This is a genomic window from Geminicoccus harenae (genome assembly GCF_019800005.1).
Lineage (GTDB): Bacteria > Pseudomonadota > Alphaproteobacteria > Geminicoccales > Geminicoccaceae > Geminicoccus > Geminicoccus harenae.
This window is the reverse complement of the sequence record NZ_JABGCL010000036.1, coordinates 1-21,037: the sequence shown is the minus strand read 5'-3', so window position 1 is coordinate 21,037 and position 21,037 is coordinate 1. Positions and strand designations below refer to the sequence as shown.

The following is a 21,037-nucleotide window of genomic DNA, read 5'->3' as shown; positions in this document are numbered from 1 at the left end:
AGGCAGAAGAACCGTGCACGCCAGCCTGACCATCGACCAGACCCTGCCCGAGGACGGCACCGCCGGCACCCTGGTCGGCCGCGTGCAGACCGGGGCCGGCCCGTGCGTGGTGGCGATCCGGGAGGAGGGCGTGTTCGACCTCACCCCGATCGTGCCGACCTTGAGCGAGTTGACCAACGCGGCCAACCCGGTGGCTCTCGCCCGCAGCGCCGGTGCCGAGCGGATCGGCGACCTCGCCCCGATCCTCGCCAACAGCGCCCATGACCGCCGCGACCCCGGCACGCCCTATTTCCTGGCCCCGGTCGACCTCCACGCGATCAAGGCCTGCGGCGTCACCTTCGTGCGCTCCATGCTGGAGCGGGTGATCGAGGAGCAGGCGCGCGGCGACGCCGCCAAGTCGGAGGCGATCCGCCAGAAGATCACCGCCATCGTCGGCGACGACCTGCGCGCGATCGTGCCGGGCTCCGACAAGGCGATGGAGCTGAAGGAGCACCTGATCCGCCAGGGCGCCTGGTCGCAATATCTGGAGGTCGGCATCGGCAAGGACGCCGAGGTCTTCACCAAGAGCCAGCCCATGTCCGCCGTCGGCACCGGGGCGCTCATCGGCATCCACCCGGTCTCGACCTGGAACAACCCGGAGCCCGAGATCGTCCTGGCGGTCTCCAACCAGGGGAAGATCGTCGGCGCCACGCTCGGCAACGACGTCAACCTGCGCGACGTGGAAGGCCGCAGCGCGCTGCTGCTGGGCAAGGCCAAGGACAATAACGGCTCGGCCGCGATCGGCCCGTTCATCCGCCTGTTCGACGAGACGTTCGACCTGGACACGGTCCGCGCCGCCGACCTCGCCATGCTGGTCGAAGGCACGGACGGCTTCCGCATGGAAGGCCATTCCAGCATGTCGGCGATCAGCCGGGACCCGGCCGACCTGGTCGCCCAGACCATCGGCGCCCACCACCAGTACCCCGACGGCTTCGTCCTCTATCTCGGCACCATGTTCGCCCCGATCCAGGACCGCCACGGCCCCGGCCAGGGCTTCACCCACGCGATCGGCGACGCGGTGAGCATCTGGACACCGAAGCTCGGCAAGCTGGTGAACGTGGTCCAGCACGCGGACAAGGTGCCGGCCTGGGAGTTCGGCACCGGGGCGCTGATGCGCAACCTGGCGGGGCGGGGGTTGTTGCGGGGGTAGGCTGGAGCGGCTTCCGGAACCTTTTCTCCGATGGTTCCGGAAGCCATTTACTTGGGGAAAGTTTGCCACGAGGATTGACAGAAGATTTCCGCCACGCAATCTTTCTTACACAACGCGGTAATCAATCTGCGACATGCGAAGTGTGGATTGCTGTTCCGAGCCTCAGCAAGAACATCACAATCGAGGACGCTTCGAATGGCGGGAACCAGACGCTTGCGCGGCAATGGCCTATCCGACTTCATGATCGGCTGGCCAAATAGAGTGTCCAGGTTGAGGCGGCTTTCATCATCCCTGCGCCGGGGGGATAACTCTTTCAGCATATCAGGTGATCGCTGAGAGAGTGCCGGTCAGGCGTAAATCCAGAAGATTCGAGACTTCCTGAATGCAGCCAGCTTCCGACTGAAGCTGGGAAGGCTGGCTCGTTGCCTGGTAAGTGCGAGCTTAAGCTGCGCGCATCGATCAGGAAGAAGTCACCAGATTTGTTCATTGTTGTAGGAGTGGTCCGTGGCAACGATTGTAGGTACTCCGGGTGTCGATGATAAAAAAGGAACCGAGTCCGCGGACGTGATGATCGGTCTAGCCGGCGACGATACGCTCCGCGGCTTGGGCGGCAATGACGAGATCAGAGGGGATGAGGGCAACGACATCCTCGATGGCCTGAACGGCGATGATCGTCTCTTTGGCGGTCTTGGCGATGACAAGATGCAGGGCGGCGCAGGTAACGACCACCTCCGCGGCGATGATGGAAACGATGAACTCTCCGGTGAGAGCGGGAACGATATCCTCGACGGCCTGAACGGTGATGACCGCCTCTCCGGCGGCCTGGGCAACGACAAGCTGCAGGGCGGTGCTGGGAACGATCTGCTCCGTGGCGATGACGGCAACGACGAGCTCTTCGGCGAGAGTGGGGACGATACCCTCGACGGCCTGAATGGCGACGATCGGCTCTCTGGCGGTGCCGGAATCGACCAGCTGCAGGGCGGCGCGGGCAACGACATACTCCGCGGCGACGATGGAAACGACCACCTTTCCGGTGAGAGCGGGAACGACACCCTCGACGGGCTGAACGGCGACGACTGGCTGGGAGGTGGTGTCGGCAACGACTCCATTCAGGGCGGCAGCGGCAACGACATCCTCGAGGGCGACGCAGGCAACGACCTGCTCCAAGGCGAGAGCGGCATCGACCAGCTGGAAGGCGGCGATGGCGACGATATCCTTGACGGCGGGCTGGGCATCGACGGCTTGAACGGCGGAACCGGTAACGACGAGTACCGCTACGGCAAGGGCTATGCGGCTGATCAGATCTACGACGATGGCGGCAACGACCGCATCCTGCTCGGCCCCGGGATCGGCTTCAACGACCTGACCTTCACCACGGTCGGGTCCGACGTGGTGATCCGGTACGGTGCCGGCGGCGACACGCTCACCATCGCGAACCAGGCAAGCTCCGGCAGCATCGAGCAACTCCGGTTCCAGGGCAGCTCGACGGTCTACACCTGGGACGGCGACAAGTTCACGCCGCCGGCGGCTCCTCCGCCGCCCCCGCCGCCTCCGCCTCCGCCGCCTCCCCCGCCTCCTCCCCCTCCGCCGTCTGACGGCCCCACCCAAGGCAGCGACGTCATTCCCGGCCGTGACGGCGACGATGTTGTGGACGGCCTCGGTGGCAACGACGCGATCTATGGCGGCAACGGCAACGACTCGCTGAAAGGTGGTGCTGGCGACGACTTCCTCGCGGGCGGCCCCGGCAACGACCGGCTGGAAGGCGGCCCCGGCAACGACAACATGGATGGCGGTGTCGGCAACGACGTGCTGTTCGGCAATGACGGCGGCGACTTCCTGAAGGGCGGTGGCGGCGACGACACGCTGAACGGCGGCGGCGGTGCCGACCGGATCTTCGGCGGGATCGACAACGACATCCTGCACGGCGACGGGCTGGACGATCTGGTCCGCGGTGGCCTGGGCGACGACCAGGTGTTCGGGGATGCCGGCAACGACAACCTGGACGGCGGTACCGGCGACGACCTCGTCGAGGGTGGAACCGGCGACGACCTGCTGGCGGGCGGTACCGGCACCGACACCCTGCGCGGCGGGGACGGCCAGGACGACCTGCGGGGCAGCTTCGGCGACGACATCCTGGAAGGCGGTGCCGGCGACGACGAACTGCGCGGCGGCCATGGCAGCGACATCCTGGATGGCGGCGAAGGACGCGACATCGCGTTCTTCAACGGCGCGCGGGCCGACTACCAGGTCACCCAGCAGGGTGACGGCAGCTGGCTAGTTGCCCATACGACCGCAGGGCAGATCTACGGCAACGACGTGGTGCGCGGCGTCGAGGTGCTGGAGTTCGGCGGCGGCGTGCAGGTGATGGTCAGCTGACCATCGCAGCCGGGCGCTAGGAAGGGGGCGGGTGATGGAGACATCACCCGCCCCTGCCGTTTCCGGAGCGGCCCCTGGTCCAGTGGACAGGCCGGGGGTTTCGCTTATGTCTTCTTCAGGGCGGATCATGATCCGTCCGCCGCCTCTGCCACGCCTGGGGGCGGCTGCGTCAGTAGGCGTGGAGGTCGGCAAAGAAGAAGAGGGTTGAGCCGTGGCGAAGATCACCGGGACGACCGGCGCGGACCGGCTTTTCGGCAAGTCCGAGAACGACGAGATCAGCGGCTTCGGCGGGGACGACTGGCTGGAAGGCGGCGGCGGCGACGATGTCCTGCTGGGCAATGCCGGCAACGACGTCCTGACCGGCAATAGCGGCAATGACCGGCTGGAAGGGGCGTCGGGCGCCGACCGCTACATCTTCCGCGCCGGCGACGGCGACGACGTGCTGATCGACAACCGCGCCGACACGACCATCCAGTTCGGCCAGTCGGTGGACAAGGGCAGCGTGCGTCTGGTGCGCCAGGTGGTGAACGGCGACGTGGCGCCCGGCGATGCCGGGTTCGTCATCCATTACGGCAACGGCGATTCCATCACGATCACCAAGGGCCTGCCGGAGAACATCGTCTTCAGCGACGGCAGCAAGCTCGACCGCACCGTGTTCAACGGCACCAATGGCGACGACCGGCCCCTGTTCGGCAGCTTTCTCGACGACACGCTGCGCGGCCTGAACGGCAACGACGTGCTGGACGGCCGTAGCGGCGACGACCTGGTCTCGGGCGGCAACGGCAACGACGTGCTGCTGAGCAGTGCCGGCGCCGACCGGCTGCTGGGCGGTGCCGGCAATGACATCTACGAGATGAGCGGCGGCCACGGCATCGAGATCATCGACGATTCGGGCGGCACGGCCGACCGGATCCACTTCGGCGCCGGCATCCGCTTCCAGGACCTGGCCTTCGCCACGGCCGGCGAGGATCTGACCATCCGGTATGCCGGCAAGGCCGGCCCGCTCGCCATTACCCTGGTGGGCAAGGCCGATGCCGGCGGCATCGAGCAGCTCCACTTCGCGGACGACCCGACCGTCTATCGCTGGAACGGCAGCGCCTTCGCCGAGCCGGCGGCCCCCCCGAGCAATCCTCCGGACAACCCGCCGAACAATCCGCCGGGTGGCGGCAATGATCCCGACCCGGCCGCCCCCCCGGTCACCACCGACGGCCGGGACGTCATCCCGGGGCGCGACGGCGACGACGTCATCGACGGGCGCGGCGGCAACGACACGATCTTCGGCGGCAACGGCAACGACCAGCTGAAAGGGAGCAACGGCGACGACTTCCTGGTCGGTGGTGCGGGCAACGACCGGCTGGAGGGTGGGTTCGGCAACGACAACCTGGATGGTGGTGCGGGGGCCGACCTCCTGTTCGGCGACAATGACGACGACTTCCTCAAGGGTTCGTCCGGCAATGACGAGCTGACCGGCGGCAATGGCGACGACCTCCTGTTCGGCGGGGTGGGCGACGACCTGCTGCTGGGGCAGGGCGGCGACGACCAGCTGCGCGGCGGGGTCGGCGGCGACCGGCTGCTCGGCGACAGCGGCAATGACGACCTGGATGGCGGCAGTGGCGACGACCTGCTGGACGGCAGCTTCGGCAACGACCTCTTGACCGGTGGTGCCGGCGACGACCGGCTGCTCGGCGGCAACGGCAACGACGACCTGCGCGGCAGCTTCGGCGACGACATCCTGGAAGGCGGCTCGGGCGACGACCTCTTGCGTGGCGGGGCCGGGAACGACGTGCTGGACGGCGGCGGGGCGCGCGACATCGCCTTCTTCAACGGGCCGCGCAGCCAGTACACGATCACCGAGCAGCCCGACGGCAGCACGACGGTGGCGCATGTCGCCCCGGACCGGGCCTGGGGCACCGACGTGCTGCGCAACATCGAGGTCCTCGAGTTCGGCGGCGGCGTGCGGATCGAGATCGGCTGACCAGGCTGTTCACCGCGGGCCGGTGCGGCAACCGGCCCGGCCCTGTCCGGTTGGAGCCCGCCGGCTTTTCCCCTAAAGCCGTCTGGAGTGATGCCGGCTGGTTTCCGGAGGATTCATGGTCGTGACGCGGGCTGCCCAGGTCATGACCTTGGTTCTGTCCGGTCCGCAGGACAGGAAGGGCGAGAACGTGGCGAACATCTCCGGCACGGCTGGTGCGGACACGCTGGCAGGTACTGCCGGCAACGATGTGATCAACGGTGCGGCCGGCGCCGACGTGCTGCGCGGCCTGGCCGGCAACGACGTCTACACGTTCAAACCCGGCGACGGGATGGACGTGATCCAGGACGCGGCCGGCACCGACCAGATCCAGCTCAGCGGCGTCGATCCGGCCAACGTGTTCCTGTGGCGCGGCGACGGCCGGGCCTATGCGACGCTGGGTGCTACCGCCGAGCACCAGCTCTTCATCTTCTACAGCCTGACCGACGTCATCCGGGTCGACAATTTCTTCAGCGGCAATGGCCGGATCGAGAGCATCCGCTACGCCGACACCGGCCAGGTGCAGCCGCTGACCGCGGACAACCTGACGTTTACCGGCTCGGCCGGGGTCGACCATCTGCTGGGCTCGGACGACGACGACAACATCGTGGGCGGCGGCGCCAATGACCGGCTGGAAGGCCGGGCGGGCAACGACCGCTATTATTTCAGCGCCGGCGACGGGTTCGACACGATCGTCGAGACCGGCGGCGGGGCCGACACCATCGTGTTCGGCCAGAACGTGGCACCCTCGGCGGTCACCTATGGGCGCGGGCAGGCAGCCGACGGGCTCGACAGCAACGACCTGGTGATCAGTTACGGCGGCGGCAGCCGCATCGCGGTCCTGGACTATTACAGCAATGTCGCGGCCCGGGTGGAGTTCGTCCGCTTCGAGGCGAACGGCTCGGAGGTCCTGCTGCCGGGCGCCCGCGCGGCTACGCGGCCCACCACCGAGGGTGCCGATGTGGTGGCCGGACGGGACGGCGACGACGTGATCGACGGCAAGGGCGGCAACGACGTGCTGTTCGGCGGCGCCGGCAACGACATCATCCTGGGCGGGCTCGGCCAGGACCTCCTGGCAGGCGGCCTGGGCGATGATCGCCTGCTGGGCGGCGCCGGTAACGACACGCTGGATGGTGGTGTCGGCAACGACTATCTGGCCGGCGACGACGGCGACGACTTCCTCAAGGGCGGGGAGGGCGACGACGAGCTGCGCGGCGGCGGCGGCCGGGACCTCCTGTTCGGCGGGGTCGGCGACGACGTGATCTACGGCGACGGCGGCATCGACCAGCTGCGCGGTGGGGTCGGTGACGACCTGATCTATGGCGGCGCCGACGACGACGACCTGGACGGGGGCAGCGGCAGCGACACGGTCTTCGGCGGGGCCGGCAACGACCTGATCGCCGGTGGTGCGGGCGACGACATCCTGCACGGTGAGGCGGGCGACGACGTGCTGCGCGGCAGCTTCGGCAACGACCAGCTCTTCGGGGGCGACGGCAACGACACGCTGCACGGCGGTACGGGCGACGATGTGCTGAACGGCGGTGCGGGCAGCGACATCGCCCTCTTCAACGGGCCGCAGTCGGACTACTCAATCGTCAAGCAGGACAGCGGCAACGTGGCCGTGCTGTTCATCGGCGCCGGCGAGGTCGATTACGGCCTGAGCGTGCTCGTGAACGTCGAGTGGATGCGCTTCGGCAATGGCGGCCTGGTCTCGACCGGCTGAACACGCCAGGAGTACCGGGGTACGCAGCCATCCGACCGGAGCAGGAACCACACTTCTTTTGCTTGGTTATTCTCCTGTGGCGTCTGCCTAGGCTCACCAGATGGCGGTGGCCGGCACGCGATCGGGAGTGTTGTTCATGCTCGGTACGATTCTGCTGATCATCCTCATCCTGCTGCTGATCGGTGCCCTGCCGAGCTGGGGCTACAGCCGCAGCTGGGGCTACGGGCCCACCGGCATTCTGGGCGTGATCCTGGTGGTGGTGCTGATCCTGGTGCTGATGGGGCGGATCTGAGCCGGCCCGCCCGCTGCTCGCGACCTCCGGAGCGGGCAGCGGGCGGGCGGCCAGGGCCTTAGTCGCCGCGCCCCCCGTTGCGCAACCGCTCCGAGGCCGGCGGCGCATAGGTGGGCTCGCTGTCCCAGGGGAACAGGATCCAGGTGTCCTGGCTCACCTCGGTGATGAAGGTGTCGACCAGCGGGCGGCCCAGCGGCTTGGCGTAGATCGTGGCGAAATGCGCCTTGGGCAGGAGCTGGCGCACGATCTTGCCAGTCTGGCCGGTGTCGACCAGGTCGTCGATCACCAGCCAGCCGGTGCCATCGCCCGCCGCCACGCTCGGCTTGACGATCTCGGGCTCGCGCTGGTCCTGGTGGTCGTAAGACGAGATGCCGATCGTATCGATCATCCGCACGTCCAGTTCCCGGGCGATGATGTGCGCCGGCACCAGGCCACCACGGGTGACGGCGATGATCCCCTGCCAGGGGCCGAGGCCCGCCAGGCGCCAGGACAGCGCCTTGGCGTCACGATGAAGCTGGTCCCAGTGGACCGGGAAGTAGCGGCGTGCCGATTCGGCCATGATCGGACTCCAGGATGCCCGGGCCGGCCGGGGCCGGGCAGGGGGTGCGGGGCGTGGCCCAAAAGGGCTCGCCCCTCGCGAGCATTGCCATCGCCACCTTGTCAAGTTCGACGGCGCGACCGACTATCCGCGCCCGGGCAGGATCAGGCGAGGAGGCCATGCAGGACGACGACGAGCCACGGTTCCGGCGCACGCAGGACCTGACCGTTCCGGGCGATCTCACCCGCCTGTCGGTGGAGGAGATGACCAAGCTGCGCGACCGGCTGAAGGCCGAGGTCGAGCGGCTGGACGCCGAGATCGCCCGTCGCGACGACGTGCGGCGCGCGGCCGACGCGTTGTTCAAGAAGCCGGCCGGCTGAACCGGACATGCGCTTCTGTGCCACCTGCGGCGCCGACGTCGCGCTGTCCCGGCCCGAGGGCGACGATCGCGAGCGCTTCGTGTGCACCGGCTGCGCCACCATCCACTACGTCAACCCGAAGATCGTGGTGGGCTCGGTGTGCACGTTGGGCGACCGGCTGCTCCTGTGCCGCAGGGCCATCGAGCCGCGGGTCGGCTACTGGACGATCCCGGCCGGCTGGCTGGAGACCGGCGAGACCGTGGAGCAGGGTGCCGCCCGCGAGGCCTGGGAAGAAGCCTGCGCCCGGATCGAGATCGAGGGCGTGCTCGCCGTGTATTCGATCCCGCGGATCGCCCAGGTGCAGATCCTGTTCCGGGCGAAGCTGGTCGACGCCCAGGTGGCGCCCGGCCCGGAGAGCCAGGAGGTCCGCCTGATCGGCTGGGACGAAATTCCCTGGGACGAGCTGGCGTTCCCCACGGTAGGCTGGGCGCTGCGCCGCGCCCGGGAAGTCCGCGATCAGGACCAGTGGATCACCGGCCTCAATCCCGAGCCGATCTAGCCCCGAACCGATCCCAATCCATCCTTCCGCCCGTTCGGGCATTTCCTGCCCAGGAGACCCTGCTTGTCCCGCTTCGACCTCGTGATCTTCGACTGTGACGGTGTCCTGGTGGACAGCGAGTTCGTGTCCATCGGCCGCGAGGTCAAGGCGCTGCACCTGCTCGGCTGGCCGATCGAGATGGACGAGGCGCTGGAGCTGTTCGTGGGCCTTTCGCAAAAAAGCGCCAACGAGATCATTGAGCGCAAGCTCGGCCGGCCCCTGCCCGAGGACTGGGGCAAGCAGCTGCAGGCCGAGGTGGTCGAGGCGTTCGAGACCGAGCTGGTCGCCATTCCCGGCATCGCCGAATGTCTGGACCGGCTGACCCTGCCGCGCTGCGTCGCCTCCTCCTCGCTGCCGGTGCGCATCCGCCGCTCGCTCGAGATCACCGGCCTGTTGCCCAAGCTCGACCCGCATCTGTTCAGCTCGTCCATGGTGGCGCGCGGCAAGCCCGCCCCCGACCTGTTCCTGCATGCCGCGGCGACGCTGGGCCATGCGCCGGAGCGCTGCGTGGTGATCGAGGACAGCCCGGCCGGGGTCCAGGCCGCGGTGGCGGCCGGCATGACGCCGCTGGGCTTCACGGGCGGCCGCCATGCCGGTAGCGAGCGCTGGAAGCAGCGCCTGCGCAACGCGGGTGCCGAAACCGTGTTCGGGGAGATGCGCCGCCTGCCCGATCTCCTGGACGAGCTGCAGTCCGGGAGTTGACAGGTGCGGGAACTGGCCCGATACGCCCGGAGCATGTACGACACGCTGTTCCTCCTGTCGTGGGATCTGCGACGACGATCCTGATGCGGTGAGCCGGAGCCGGCCTCGCCGCCCCGCCGCATGCGCCCCCGAGGGGCGTGCGGTCCAAGTGTCGTTTCTCCCCCCAGGTTGGGGAACAGCCATGTCCTCCTTGTCGGTCCGGCCCGAGGCCCCGTTGGATGGGCCAGCCATCGAACTGCTGCTCGATCGCTCGTTCGGCAGCGATCGTAGGCGCAAGATCTCCTACCGCTACCGGTTCGGCGTGCCGCCCGTCCGGTCCCTGTGCCTGGTCGCGCTGGACGACCGCGCCGGCATGGTGGGCGCCATCCGCTACTGGCCGCTGCTGGTGGGCGACCGGGCCTGCCTGCTGCTGGGGCCGCTGGCGATCGACCCGGCCCGGCAGGGGCAGGGGATCGGCCGGCTCCTGATGGCGCGCAGCCTCGAGCGGGCGGCGAAGGAGGGCTGGCAGCACGTCTATCTGGTGGGCGATCCCGGCTATTACCGCCAATTCGGCTTCGAGGTCGTGGCGCCGGGCCTGGTGATGCCGGGTGAGAACCCGGCCCGGCTCATGGGCCGCAGCCTCGGCAGCGTGAAGCTGCCGGACGCAGGCGTGCTGCTACCCTGGCCCGCCGGCCGGCAGCTCATCCCCGGCGAGGCGGTCCAGCCAGGCGAGCAGCGGCGGGCCCATGACGTGGAATCCCTTGTAGCTGGCCATCCGCTCCGGCATCTCGCGGATCCGTTCCGCCAGGGCCCGGGCGTGGCTGGACTTGGCGATCGCGGTGCCGATGGGCGTCACCGTGGTGTGGATGGTGAACAGGATGTCGCCGGAGCGCTGCAGCCGGCGCAGGGTCTGGCGTTCGATCCGGAGATGAAGCTGGCGCTCGACCGGCTGCTCCGGATCGAACGGGCGGCGCGCCCGATGGGCCGGTAGGAACAGTTCGTCGGTCTCGCTGATCGCCCAGTTGATCCGCCAGACTGGGCGCTCCGCCGTGAGCGCGGCCAGGAACCGGTCGGCCGTGGGCCCCAGCCGCTCGTCGAAGCCCGGTACCGGCGCATGGATCCGTGCCATGGGCTGGCCGACCTTCTCAGCCAGGCTCCAGTGCGAAGGGAAGCACAGCACCGCGGCCGCCAGCTCGTAGCCTTCCGGCCCCTTGCGCATCACGCACAGATCCTCCTGGACTAGCCGACCCGCCGTCACCAAGGGCGGCTCGCTTCCAAGCTCGATCCGCCGCTCGTCCAGCCGGTCCACCAGCGCCCCGTCGGCCTGCTGCCAGCGCTCGGGAAAGCGCCGTGGCAGGAACTCGACCAGCAGGGCCAGCACCTCGGCACAGGCCGGCTCGCTGCCCGCCACGGCCGCCACCACCTCGCCCCGCCGCTCCGCCAGCAGCCGCTCCCGCTCCCGCATCTGCCGCGCATGCTGGGCATTGATCACGAGCCAGTCGTCCGGCTCCAGCCGGCGCAGCCCCATCGACAGCTGCCATGGACCGCCCAGGAAGGGCAGGAGTGCTTCGTTCATGGGGCCTCCTAACCGGCACGGCACCGGTCCGTCGATGCTCTGGCGGATGAGGCCAGGAGAATGCGCCGGATGGTGGCGAAGCCGATGGAACGATCGCGCTGGCAATGGCCGGGGCAGGGCAGTCAGGCGGGCATGGGACGATGCTGCGCCGGAAGCATCACCTGTGGTCGGTATCGATCGGACGATGTCATCTGACCATGCCCCTATCTCCGCTCCGCCTGATGATGCAAGCCAGCAGATGCTTGATGTCCAACTGAACACGGCATACCATCAATAATTGCCATAGTATCATGAGGCCGCCCATTCTGTAAGAAAGGGCATCCAATGGCCAACATCCGCGGAACAAGCCGCGATGACATCCTGCGTGGGACAAGATCCGCCGATGTCATCTTGGCGCGCGGCGGCAACGACACGGTCCATGGACTGGCCGGTGATGACCGCCTCTATGGCGAAGCCGGCAACGACAAGATCCACGGAGGCGACGGCATCGACCGCATCTGGGGCGGCTCTGGCAGTGACCGGCTCTTCGGCGATGGCGGCGACGACACGTTGTCGGGCAATGCCGGCCGTGACTATCTGTGGGGCGGTGCCGGTGACGACGTCCTGGCCGGTGGAGCAGGAAACGACGTCCTGCGTGGCAATGCCGGCGCCGACATCCTGCGTGGCGGTGGAGGGGACGACCTGCTGGAAGGCGGGGCGGGTAGTGACCTGTTCCATGGCGGGACGGGTGTCGACGCGTTCATCGGTGGTGATGGGATCGACACGGTGTCGTTCGCGGGTGAGCAGCGCGGTGTCTTCGTCTACATGGTCTTCTCCTTTGCGGCCAATGGCGATCCGTTCGATGGGCCGGTACCCAGGGAGACGCTGCAGGACGTGGAGCGGGTGGATGGCAGCCGCCTCGATGACGTCATGATGGGCGAGATCCATCCCGACCTCGCCTACTGGGACCACCCGGTCGTGCTGTTCGGCCTGGGCGGCAACGACCGCATCGGCGGAGGCAGCGTCGGCGACGAGCTGAACGGCGGCGACGGCAACGATACTGTCAACGGCAAGGGAGGGAACGACGTCGTCGACGGCGGTTCTGGGGACGACTACGTGGATGGTGGCGGGCAACCCGGTGACGACCGGCTGACCGGAGGTGCCGGGCGCGACGTCTTCAACTATGGCTCCTTCCGCGGCGACTTTGGCGACGACATCAAGGGTGCCGACGTCGTCACCGACTTTCGATCCGGCGAGGATGTCCTGCGTTGGGGAGTGGAAATCGGGGAGTTTCCCGACGACAACGGTGTCTTCGTCCCCGGCCTCCCCTACACGACGGGTGCCGCGCTGTTCGTGGCGCTCGATACCAATGGCAGCGGCGGCATCGACGGCATGGACGCGTTCTCCGACAGCAGGATCGTGGAGGGCGTCCGCAGTCTCGTGATCGATTTTTCCGCATTCCTCGATGCCCAGGTCGACGATGCGCATCCCCTCAAGGGCGAGTTCGGGGTCGATAGCCTCACGCTTCTGGATGTGATCTCTCTGACGCTTCGGGACATCGACGTCGCGCAATTGCCTGCATCCACCATCTGAGGCGGACGACCTGCCATGCCGCGGGGCAGGCGCCTTCGACCTGCTGCCGAGCAACGACCATTGCTCCGGAGCCTACGTGCAGCGCACACAGGCCAAATCTGCCGATGAAGCGGGCGGCACGGCCAGGCAGATGCCGTGGTCGCGGTCGGGCTCGGCCGCCGCACAGGCAACTGGGCGAACAGCCCAGCAGGGACCTGCACTACCAATCGTCACGTCGGGAAAACCCAGCGCTGGTTGCTGGTTGGCTGGGGCGCCGCGTCCCGTCATGTTGGCCCAGCTTTGTCAGGCCGGGACCGCCGTAGAAAGGATCACACCAGGACCACTGACCCTCGCGGGGGCCGCGAGCATCCGGCCATGTCCAACGGCAGAGCTTGGGGCGGTTCCCAGGTAGGGAGACCCTGAGCCTTCAGGAAATTTGGCATCCCCAACGGGATTCGAACCCGTGTTGCCACCTTGAAAGTGTGTTTCTTCTGTCCACAAGCATCCAGGTCCGTCCAACAACCTGCTGAAAACTATTGATCATTGTTCTTGCACATCCACCAGAATGCGGGATTATCCGTTTAGGATTGAATTAGGGCGGGCTGTCGAATGGCGCGTGCGCCGCGTGAACGTCGCTTGGAGAACCGGACCGCACGGGCCGAGCTGAAGCCCCGCAAGGAGCCGTACTGGTCGAAGATCAGTCCAGGTTGCCTGATCGGCTACTATCGTGCCCGGACAACTCCGACCGGGACGTGGTTCGCCAAGTTCCGGCCGGTCGGTGCCGCCCCTGGGGTTACCTTCAAGGCCGAGAAGCTGGGTGCCGCCGATGATGTTCTGGACGCCAACGGGCTGGACATCCTGAACTGGTCGCAAGCCAACGCGAAGGCGCGGCCGTGGTGGGAACGGATGAAGCGCCTGGCATCTGGCGGTGGCGCTGAACCACTCACGGTAGATCAGGCAATCGAGGCGTACCTTGCTGACCTGAAGGCGCGTGGTGGCGTGGTGCGGGAAGCGGAACGCACGCTGACCAGGCATGTCGACCCCAAGCTACGTGGCAGGCTGGTCTGTGACCTGACGGCATCCGAGCTCTCCGCCTGGAAGCTGGCCTTAGTGCGCGAGGACGACGACCCGGATGAAGTCCGGGCTTCCCGATCCACGGCTAACCGGATCGTGGCAACGCTGCGAGCTGCGCTCAATCTCGGGCGGCACCAGCGGCCTATTGAGATCCCGACCGATGCGGCCTGGAAGGTCGGGTTGAAGGCATTTCCAAGCGTGACCGGCTCGCGCAACGTAATCCTGTCGGCCGACGAAATCCGCCGGCTGATCGATGCCGCTCCGGACCCGTATTTCCATGACCTGCTGTTCGCCTTGGCGTCGTGCGGTGCCCGCTATGGTGAATTGGCCGGGTGCCGTGTGCAGGACGCGCATCTGGACGCATCGGGCGGGGCAAGGCTGCACATTCCTGGCGGCAAGACCGGCTCGCGGACCATCGCAATCAGCGATGAGCTGCGCATCGTGTGCGCCCGGCTGGCATCCGGCCGGGCAGGCACCGTGCCGCTCTTCACCAGGGCAGATGGTGCGCGCTGGGGCAGGAGCGACCAGACGCGGCCGATGAAGCTGGCCGTGAAGACTGCCGGGCTCGACCCGTCCGTGACGATCTACAGCTTGCGGCATTCGTGGATCGCTGCGGCGCTACTGGCCGGCACTGAGGTGCGTATCGTCGCCGACCACTGCGGAACGTCCGTCCAGATGATCGAGGCGACCTATTCCAAGTTCATCGGCCGTCATTCCGGCGATCTGATCCGCGCCAGTGGCCCGGTGCTGACGAAGGCGGAAACCAACGTAACCGCCCTGCCTGGCCAGCGTGCGAAGCGCAGCAAGGTAGGGTGATCGTGCGCGCCCGGCGCTTCCGGGCAACCCGACCGGGTGGAGCCTGAGCCGTGGAAAGCTTCTCCACCCGGTCTGCTGAAAGATCAGCGACATGATGGATACCATCACGTCTGAGCCAGCGCCACGCGCTGACGTATCCCTGGACTTCACCGCTGCCCTGGCCGAGGGGCGGCACAGAGCGATCACGCTCGACATGGCCGTGCATGGGCGCGAGCTGGTCGGGGCCGGACGGGACCAGGGCGAGGCATGGAGCCTGCTCACTCATCAGGCCATCGACGCCATGGACCGGCTCGCCAAGCTCCGTGCCGAGGAAGCGGGGCGATGACCAGGCGTCCGAAGAGAACACAGCGCGATCTAGCGGATTTGGCCGAGCTGTGGACGGAACGGAGGATGCTCGAAGACATCGCGAACGCTGACGAGCGGCGCACGCGAACCGAGGCGCTGGCGACTAAAATCAGAGCTTTCCGGCCGCTCCCTGAATGGGCCGATCCGAAGGAACTTCCTTATTCTGCAACCAACGTTCGCAGGCTGTGCGAGCGTCATGGCATCTTGCTCGACGAGCGCGGGGTGTGGCGCATGGCTGGCTCTCTGTCGGCGGCTGAAGCCGCGTGGCACCGGCAGATGGACGCCGACGAGCACCCGACGGCGGTGAAGTTGAAGAAAGAAGTTGCGTCCATGAGGCGTGCCATCAAGAAGCTGCTATCGATTAATGAAGAATGGTCGCCTCAAGTAGTACAGCGCATAGATGAAATCATTCATGACGAGATCGGCCGATCCAATGAGGAGATCTTATATCTACTCTGCTCGGCTATGGATCGGGCTGTGGCAGAGTATCTTCCCGAAAAGTTGGACGACGAGAGGCTGGGTTTCACTCGGCGCACCCGACCCGGCCCCACTGGAGATGGCAAGGCCACACACGAGTTGATCCGCGCCCTGTCGAGCATCTGGCGCAAGTTTCGACCGGCAGGGGAAACGAGCGGTGCCGGTGGTCACTACAGCCAGACGGGGGGGAAGTGGATCACCAACGCTGGTGGACGGTTCGTTCAGGATGCGTGTCATCTGGTGACCAGGCATCGGGTCGAGCCGACCGCCAAACAGATTGAGGATCACGCCGAAGTGGGTGCGGATACGCACCTATTGCCGCAAAAAGTTGAATTGGGCGGCATAGGCGGCTCCGAACCGTCCCGATAGATCGTCTGTCCGACAACATCCGCCGGGCTCGCCCGGCATCCCTAAGGATGACGGACATCATGAACCACCCCACGCCGCACGCCCCCGAACCTATCAGCGTGCGCATCCCCGAAGCTGTCCGGCTGACGGGCATCTCCCGCTCGGTGCTCTACGAGCTGATCCAGACCGGCGAGTTGAACGTCGTGAAGCTGGGCCGGGCAACCCTGGTTCCGGTCGCGAGCCTGCGTGCCCTGGTCGAGAAGAACACGAGGAAGGCCGCCTGAGCGGCTGGAGCGAACAATGCCCATATCCCTGCCTGAAAATGGCAGAGGGCCGGCCCCTGGCAGGACCGACCCTCACGAACAATGCCGTGTGCAAGCTATCACGGCTGCCGACATCGCGCACGCCCTGGGTGGCCGCGGGACTGCGAAGGGCTGGCTCTGCCATTGCCCGGCGCACCGGGACCGCTCGCCGTCCCTGACGGTGGTGGACGGCGACAACGGCCGCCCGGTCTTCCATTGCTGGGCCGGTTGCACTTTTGAGGAGGTCCGGGCTGCTCTGGCGGCCGAAGGGCTGTGGTCGGACCAAGCCGTCTCGATGTCGCCTGAGGAGATCGAGCGGCGACGGCGCGAGCGGGAAGCCCGGGAGGAAGCCGAGAACAAGGTGCGGGAGGCGGAGGCGCTGGCCGTGTGGCGCAATGCCCGTCCGATCGAGGCCGATGACCTGGCGGGCCGCTATCTGCGCTCTCGTGGCTTCCTGCCGCCGTTTCCGCCCTGCCTGCGCCAAGGCACGCATCGTTCGTCCAGCGGCCGGGAATGGCCGGCAATGGTAGCCGGTGCCTGCCGCTACCCTGGCCGGGCCGTGGTGGCCGTCCAGGTAAGCCCGCTGGCCGAGCCGGGGCGTAAGGCATGGTCCAAGCCGTCGCGGATCACGACGGGGCGGCTGCCTGGTGCAGCGGTGCGCGTCTCACCCTGGCGTGAAGGCCAGCGCGTCGTGCTCACGGAAGGCGTCGAGGATGCCCTGGCGGTGGCGGCAGCGTGTCCGGACGTGGCTGCCTGGGCGGTGCTAGGGACCGCGAACGCAGCGACGGTGCAGTTACCGCACCGGGCACTCGTCACCCTCTGCCTGGATGGCGACGACGCGGGGCAGAAGGCAACGGCGGCAGCGATGAAGGCACTGCGGAGCAGCGGCCATGATGTGCTGGTCGCGGCGCTTCCAGATGGGCTCGACCCTGCCGCCATGCTGGCGGAGGTGCAGGCATGAGCACCGAAGCGTTGCGGCTGGCCGTGGACAATGCCCAGCCGGCCGAGCCGACTGAGGAAGTCAACGGCGGGTTCAAGATCATTCATCGCGGCAAGGATGTCGGCATCTACCGGGAGGTCGAGAGGCCCGGGGAAGACGGGAAGGTGAGCAAGGCGTGGGTGCGGTTCGGCTCGCACCTGGAGGTCCTGGCAGAGACCCGCGATGGATCAGGCGAAGCGTGGGGCAGGCTGCTCGCCATCTGTGACCGGGATGGCACCAAGCATCGCTGGTCCATGCCCATGGAGATCCTGGCCGGCGACAGCACTGAGCTACGACGTGGGTTGCTTCGGCGCGGCTTCGTGCCGGTTCCGGGCCGGGCCGCCCGCGAGGCGCTGGAAGCCTACGTCATGTCCTGGCCGTCCTTGCGCCGTGTCCGATGCGTCGAGCGCCTGGGCTGGCATGGCCAAGTCTTCGTCCTGCCGGATGTCACCTTTGGCCCGGCTGCTGATGAGACCGTGGCCCAGTTGCCGGGCGGGCCGCCCACTTTCACGGTGAAGGGCTCGCTGGACGCGTGGAAGCAGGAAGTCGCCCGGCTCGCCATCGGCAACGACCGGCTGGTCTTCGGCATTTCGGCGGCGTTCGCCGGACCACTCCTACATCCCGCCGGCGAGGACTCAGGCGGGTTCAACCTCAAGGGCGGTTCGTCCACCGGCAAGACCACGGTGCTGCGGTGCGCGGCAACCATCTGGGGCTTTCCGATGCATAGCTGGCGGGCGACCGGGAACGGTGTCGAAGCGGTCGCCGCAGCCGCCAACGACACGGCATTGATCATGGACGAGCTGGGGCAGGTAGACGGCCGCGACGCCGACGCGATCGGCTATTTGTTGGGCAATGGCACCGGCAAAGCCCGCGCCCGGCGAGACGGCACTGCCCGTCCGGCGGCATCCTGGCGCCTGATCTTCCTGTCCAGCGGCGAGATCGGGCTGGCGGACAAGATCGCCGAGACTGGCCGCCGCGCACGGGCCGGGCAGCTCGTGCGGATGGTGGACATTCCCGCCGATGCGGGTGCTGGAATGGGCGCATTCCAGGATCTGCACGGGCATGGGGCGCCTGCGGCCTTCGCCGATGCGCTGCGGCTCGCTGCAGAGGCACATACCGGGCATGCGGGCCGCGCCTTCCTGACGGAGCTCACTAAAGAGGACCCTGCTACCTTGGCGGAGATCATCCGCAAGGCAGGTGCGGCCTGGATCGCGGAGCATGTACCCATTGCATGCGACGGTCAGGTGCGCCGGGTCGCGGGAAGGTTCGCCCTGGTGGCGGCGGCCGGGGAACTGGCAATCGGGCTGGGCATCTTGCCCTGGCCGAAGGGCGAAGCGGCGAAGGCTGCGGCGCGCTGCTTCAAGGACTGGCTCACCGATCGAGGCGGTACGGACGCGCATGAAATCACGGCCGGGTTGGCACAGGTGCGCGCCTTCATCGAAGCTCACGGGTCCAGCCGGTTCGAACCGGCATGGGAGACCGAAGAAGCGAAAGCCAAGGCTGCGGCAGAGGGAGGTAACCCTTCCCGCGTGGTCGAGCGCACCATCGTCAACCGGGTAGGATTCCGCAAGCTGGAGGGCGAGACGTGGGTCTACTTCGTCCTGCCGGAGGCGTGGCGCTCGGAAGTCTGCAGGGGCTGCGATGCTGCCATGATCGCCCGCGAGATGCGCGAGCGCGGCTGGTTGCGGCCGGGCGATGGCAAGAATCTTCCCGTGCAGGTCCGCGTGCCTGGTGTCGGCAAGATCCGGGCGCTGCAGATCGAGGCCGCGTTCCTGGCCGGAGACACGGCATGAGTATCGCTGCCGCGCTCGATCATATGATCTCGGGTCGGTACAGTCGGGACAGTCGGTACGCGCCTGAAAGATCGACGGGTTACGCTGTCCCGACTGATCAGAAGCGTGATCGGTACAGTCGGGACACGCTGATTGGCACCGGTCCGGACGATGCCGCCGTACCGACTGTCCCGACCGGCTTTCCTGGCGGTCGGGACACGCTCCACCAGAGGAGAACCCAGCAACGGCGCTGGATTGCTGCCGCCGTCCCGACTGTACCGACTGTACCGACCCAACTTCAGCATGTCAGCGTGTGTGCTGCCAATGCCGACCCGATCGATGCCGCCCGCGCCCGTGGATGGCATGTCGAGCTGCGGCCGGCCGGGCTGCTGATCGATACGCAGGGGCAGCCATCTGACCTAGCGCTGATGGAGCGGTTGCACGTGGTGGTGGGCCAGGAACCGGCATGGCCCGCGCACCTGCTGTCCGATCCTGGCGAGGTTGTCCTGCGCGGCGAACTTGACCTGATCGAGAGGGAGCCCGGCCGATGACCGCTTACGCGCCGCGCGTGCTCCTGGCCGAGCTGACAGAGCGCACCAGCGCTGCCGGCAACCGCTACGTGTCCGGCTGGCTCGGCAAGACGCGGATCATCGGCTTCTGGGGCGACGGAGAGGACCGCGACGGCAACCCGACGACGGTGCTCCGCCTGTTTGTCCAGGAGCCCGACCAGAAGCCGCAAGAGCGCCAGGAACGGCAGCCAAGCCGATCACCCGCCGGCGCCGCGCCACGGCGTCAGGAAGAGCGCCAACGTGCCGGCTTCGATGCCCAGCGCCGGCATGACGACGGGCTGGCGAACCTGAACGACCCGATCCCCTACTGAGGAAGGCCGATGGCCAAGACCAAGAGAGCGTCCAAGGCAGAGACCAAGCCGGCACCGGCAGAGGCCAAGTCCTACCTGGCGCAAACGATCGAGCACTTCACCAACCGCCCTGAGATCAGCGGCCTGAAGTCCGGAGAGGCCACTTCAAACCTCCTGAACCAGGTCGGGAGCGCGATCTTCTACGGGGCGACCAAGACCGAGGAACTGGTCGAATGGAAGCAGCGGGCGGCCTACGCCACCATGCAGGCCATGCGGCCGGCGGATGCCATCGAGGGGCAGCTTATCGCGCAGATGGTCGCGACGAATGAGGCGGCGATGGAGTGCTTCCGCCGAGCTGCGCTGCCGGACCAGACCTTCGAGGGCCGACAGTCCTCCCTCGGGTTCGCCAACAAACTGCTGCGGACCTATGCGGTGCTGCTGGAGACGCTGAACAAGCACCGGGGCAAGGGGCAGCAGACGGTGCGGGTGGAGCATGTGACCGTGCAGGCTGGCGGCCAAGCCATCGTCGGCAACGTGACAGCGGGGGGTGGGGATGGACAGAAAGTACTCAATCGAGCCCATGCACCGACGCTGGCCGATGCAGGATTGCCCACGCTGCGGGGCCAGGACCCGACAGGGGGCGCCGTGCCGCTCGCCTGCGGTGACGGGCAAGACGCGCTGCCGGATGCATGGCGGAGCGAAGGGTAGCGGGGGACAGAGCGGGCAAGCTAACGGCCGCTACCGGACCGGGCAGCACACTCGGGAGGCTAAAGAAATGCGCCGGATGGTAGCGGAACTGCTGCGGGAGGGAGCGAAGCTGACAGAACGTTCCTGAAGGGGCATCACCGGCACAGTGCCGGTGAAGTGCCGAGCGGCCGAGGCGGCGGAAATAAGAACGCCGCCCGGAGGCGGCGCTGGCTGTACGGGCTCATCTAGAACGGAATCCAGCCTACACGCTGCGCATCTGCCTCGGGCGACTGCTGGCGTTCACAGGGATCAAGAATGCCGCCGGAGGCTCTACCGCGTTGAACGCGGCGATGAGCTTAGGTAGGGAACTCATTCAGGTCCATGCTGAGGCGATGGCGACGAGTGCGAGGGCAGCCAGGTAGTTCCGGGCGAGGCGGTCGTAGCGGGTGGCGATGCGCCGCCAGTTCTTGAGCCGGCAAAACAG

21 protein-coding genes and 3 pseudogenes are annotated in these 21,037 nt (G+C 67.4%); 21 read left to right on the top strand and 3 right to left on the bottom strand.

Annotation, left to right across the window (positions count from 1 at the left end):
- Positions 1-13: 13 nt before the first annotated feature.
- The 6 genes and pseudogenes from HLA95_RS23160 to HLA95_RS23140 all read left to right on the top strand — a co-directional run bounded on the left by HLA95_RS23160 (position 14) and on the right by HLA95_RS23140 (position 7,591).
- Complete coding sequence (locus HLA95_RS23160; protein WP_191061108.1) at positions 14-1,189, top strand: fumarylacetoacetate hydrolase family protein; 1,176 nt, start codon at positions 14-16, stop codon at positions 1,187-1,189.
- A 567-nt stretch (positions 1,190-1,756) separates the two neighbouring features.
- Positions 1,757-2,410, top strand: a pseudogene (locus HLA95_RS29325) (calcium-binding protein); the annotation flags it as partial.
- Between the two features lie 21 nt (positions 2,411-2,431).
- Positions 2,432-3,565 carry a calcium-binding protein gene (locus HLA95_RS28565; protein ID WP_255592182.1) on the top strand — a complete coding sequence of 378 codons (1,134 nt, stop codon included), beginning with the start codon at positions 2,432-2,434 and terminating at the stop codon, positions 3,563-3,565.
- Positions 3,566-3,776: 211 nt separating this feature from the next.
- Positions 3,777-5,540 (top strand): calcium-binding protein, encoded by a 1,764-nt coding sequence (locus tag HLA95_RS29240; protein ID WP_222184658.1) that lies wholly within the window; start codon positions 3,777-3,779, stop codon positions 5,538-5,540.
- A gap of 115 nt (positions 5,541-5,655) precedes the next feature.
- Positions 5,656-7,299, top strand: a complete 1,644-nt coding sequence (locus tag HLA95_RS23145) for a calcium-binding protein (protein WP_191061766.1) — start codon at positions 5,656-5,658, stop codon at positions 7,297-7,299.
- A 136-nt stretch (positions 7,300-7,435) separates the two neighbouring features.
- Entirely contained in the window at positions 7,436-7,591 is a 156-nt protein-coding gene (locus HLA95_RS23140; protein ID WP_191061765.1) for a DUF3309 family protein, read from the top strand.
- A 58-nt stretch (positions 7,592-7,649) separates the two neighbouring features.
- On the opposite strand, the gene gpt is transcribed toward HLA95_RS23140, so the two are convergent.
- Positions 7,650-8,150, bottom strand: a complete 501-nt coding sequence (gene gpt / locus HLA95_RS23135) for a xanthine phosphoribosyltransferase (RefSeq protein WP_191061996.1) — start codon at positions 8,148-8,150, stop codon at positions 7,650-7,652.
- Between the two features lie 158 nt (positions 8,151-8,308).
- On the opposite strand from gpt, the gene HLA95_RS23130 reads away from it, so the two are divergent.
- The 4 genes and pseudogenes from HLA95_RS23130 to HLA95_RS29320 form a co-directional block, all read left to right on the top strand.
- The gene (locus HLA95_RS23130; RefSeq protein WP_191061997.1) at positions 8,309-8,509 is read left to right on the top strand and encodes a DUF1192 domain-containing protein; all 201 of its coding nucleotides are present in this window, start codon (positions 8,309-8,311) and stop codon (positions 8,507-8,509) included.
- A 7-nt stretch (positions 8,510-8,516) separates the two neighbouring features.
- Positions 8,517-9,047: an NUDIX hydrolase gene (locus tag HLA95_RS23125; RefSeq protein WP_191061998.1), complete on the top strand. Its 531-nt coding sequence runs from the start codon at positions 8,517-8,519 to the stop codon at positions 9,045-9,047.
- A 63-nt stretch (positions 9,048-9,110) separates the two neighbouring features.
- A complete protein-coding gene (locus tag HLA95_RS23120) occupies positions 9,111-9,788 on the top strand; it encodes an HAD family hydrolase (protein ID WP_222184657.1) in 678 nt (225 codons plus the stop codon).
- Positions 9,676-10,335: pseudogene (locus HLA95_RS29320) on the top strand (GNAT family N-acetyltransferase); the annotation flags it as partial. The gene HLA95_RS23120 and the pseudogene HLA95_RS29320, both read left to right, overlap by 113 nt.
- A gap of 108 nt (positions 10,336-10,443) precedes the next feature.
- Here the strand turns inward: HLA95_RS29320 and HLA95_RS23115 are convergent.
- Complete coding sequence (locus HLA95_RS23115; RefSeq protein WP_191058783.1) at positions 10,444-11,343, bottom strand: heme-dependent oxidative N-demethylase family protein; 900 nt, start codon at positions 11,341-11,343, stop codon at positions 10,444-10,446.
- Between the two features lie 324 nt (positions 11,344-11,667).
- Here HLA95_RS23115 and HLA95_RS23110 point away from each other — a divergent pair, with 324 nt between their 5' ends.
- From HLA95_RS23110 to HLA95_RS29235, 11 genes are all read left to right on the top strand, one after another.
- A complete protein-coding gene (locus HLA95_RS23110) occupies positions 11,668-12,915 on the top strand; it encodes a calcium-binding protein (protein WP_191058784.1) in 1,248 nt (415 codons plus the stop codon).
- 588 nt (positions 12,916-13,503) lie between these two features.
- Positions 13,504-14,784: a tyrosine-type recombinase/integrase gene (locus HLA95_RS23105; protein WP_191058785.1), complete on the top strand. Its 1,281-nt coding sequence runs from the start codon at positions 13,504-13,506 to the stop codon at positions 14,782-14,784.
- 91 nt (positions 14,785-14,875) lie between these two features.
- Positions 14,876-15,109, top strand: a complete 234-nt coding sequence (locus HLA95_RS23100; RefSeq protein ID WP_191058786.1) for a hypothetical protein — start codon at positions 14,876-14,878, stop codon at positions 15,107-15,109.
- Positions 15,110-15,174: 65 nt separating this feature from the next.
- Positions 15,175-15,975, top strand: coding sequence for a hypothetical protein (locus HLA95_RS23095; RefSeq protein WP_191058787.1), 801 nt, complete (start codon positions 15,175-15,177; stop codon positions 15,973-15,975).
- Positions 15,976-16,034: 59 nt separating this feature from the next.
- Complete coding sequence (locus tag HLA95_RS23090) at positions 16,035-16,238, top strand: helix-turn-helix domain-containing protein (protein WP_191058788.1); 204 nt, start codon at positions 16,035-16,037, stop codon at positions 16,236-16,238.
- A gap of 88 nt (positions 16,239-16,326) precedes the next feature.
- Positions 16,327-17,217, top strand: a complete 891-nt coding sequence (locus HLA95_RS28995; RefSeq protein ID WP_222184656.1) for a DUF7146 domain-containing protein — start codon at positions 16,327-16,329, stop codon at positions 17,215-17,217.
- Entirely contained in the window at positions 17,214-19,028 is a 1,815-nt protein-coding gene (locus tag HLA95_RS23080) for a DUF927 domain-containing protein (RefSeq protein WP_191058790.1), read from the top strand. Before HLA95_RS28995 ends, HLA95_RS23080 begins: the two co-directional genes overlap by 4 nt.
- Positions 19,025-19,558: a hypothetical protein gene (locus tag HLA95_RS23075; protein WP_191058791.1), complete on the top strand. Its 534-nt coding sequence runs from the start codon at positions 19,025-19,027 to the stop codon at positions 19,556-19,558. Before HLA95_RS23080 ends, HLA95_RS23075 begins: the two co-directional genes overlap by 4 nt.
- Complete coding sequence (locus tag HLA95_RS23070) at positions 19,555-19,887, top strand: hypothetical protein (protein ID WP_191058792.1); 333 nt, start codon at positions 19,555-19,557, stop codon at positions 19,885-19,887. The genes HLA95_RS23075 and HLA95_RS23070 overlap by 4 nt, the downstream gene beginning before the upstream one ends.
- Positions 19,888-19,896: 9 nt before the next feature.
- The gene (locus HLA95_RS23065) at positions 19,897-20,574 is read left to right on the top strand and encodes a hypothetical protein (protein ID WP_191058793.1); all 678 of its coding nucleotides are present in this window, start codon (positions 19,897-19,899) and stop codon (positions 20,572-20,574) included.
- Complete coding sequence (locus tag HLA95_RS29235; protein WP_322100162.1) at positions 20,465-20,701, top strand: HGGxSTG domain-containing protein; 237 nt, start codon at positions 20,465-20,467, stop codon at positions 20,699-20,701. The genes HLA95_RS23065 and HLA95_RS29235 overlap by 110 nt, the downstream gene beginning before the upstream one ends.
- A 225-nt stretch (positions 20,702-20,926) precedes the next feature.
- Here HLA95_RS29235 and HLA95_RS23060 read toward each other — a convergent pair.
- Positions 20,927-21,037, bottom strand: a pseudogene (locus tag HLA95_RS23060) (IS5/IS1182 family transposase); the annotation flags it as partial.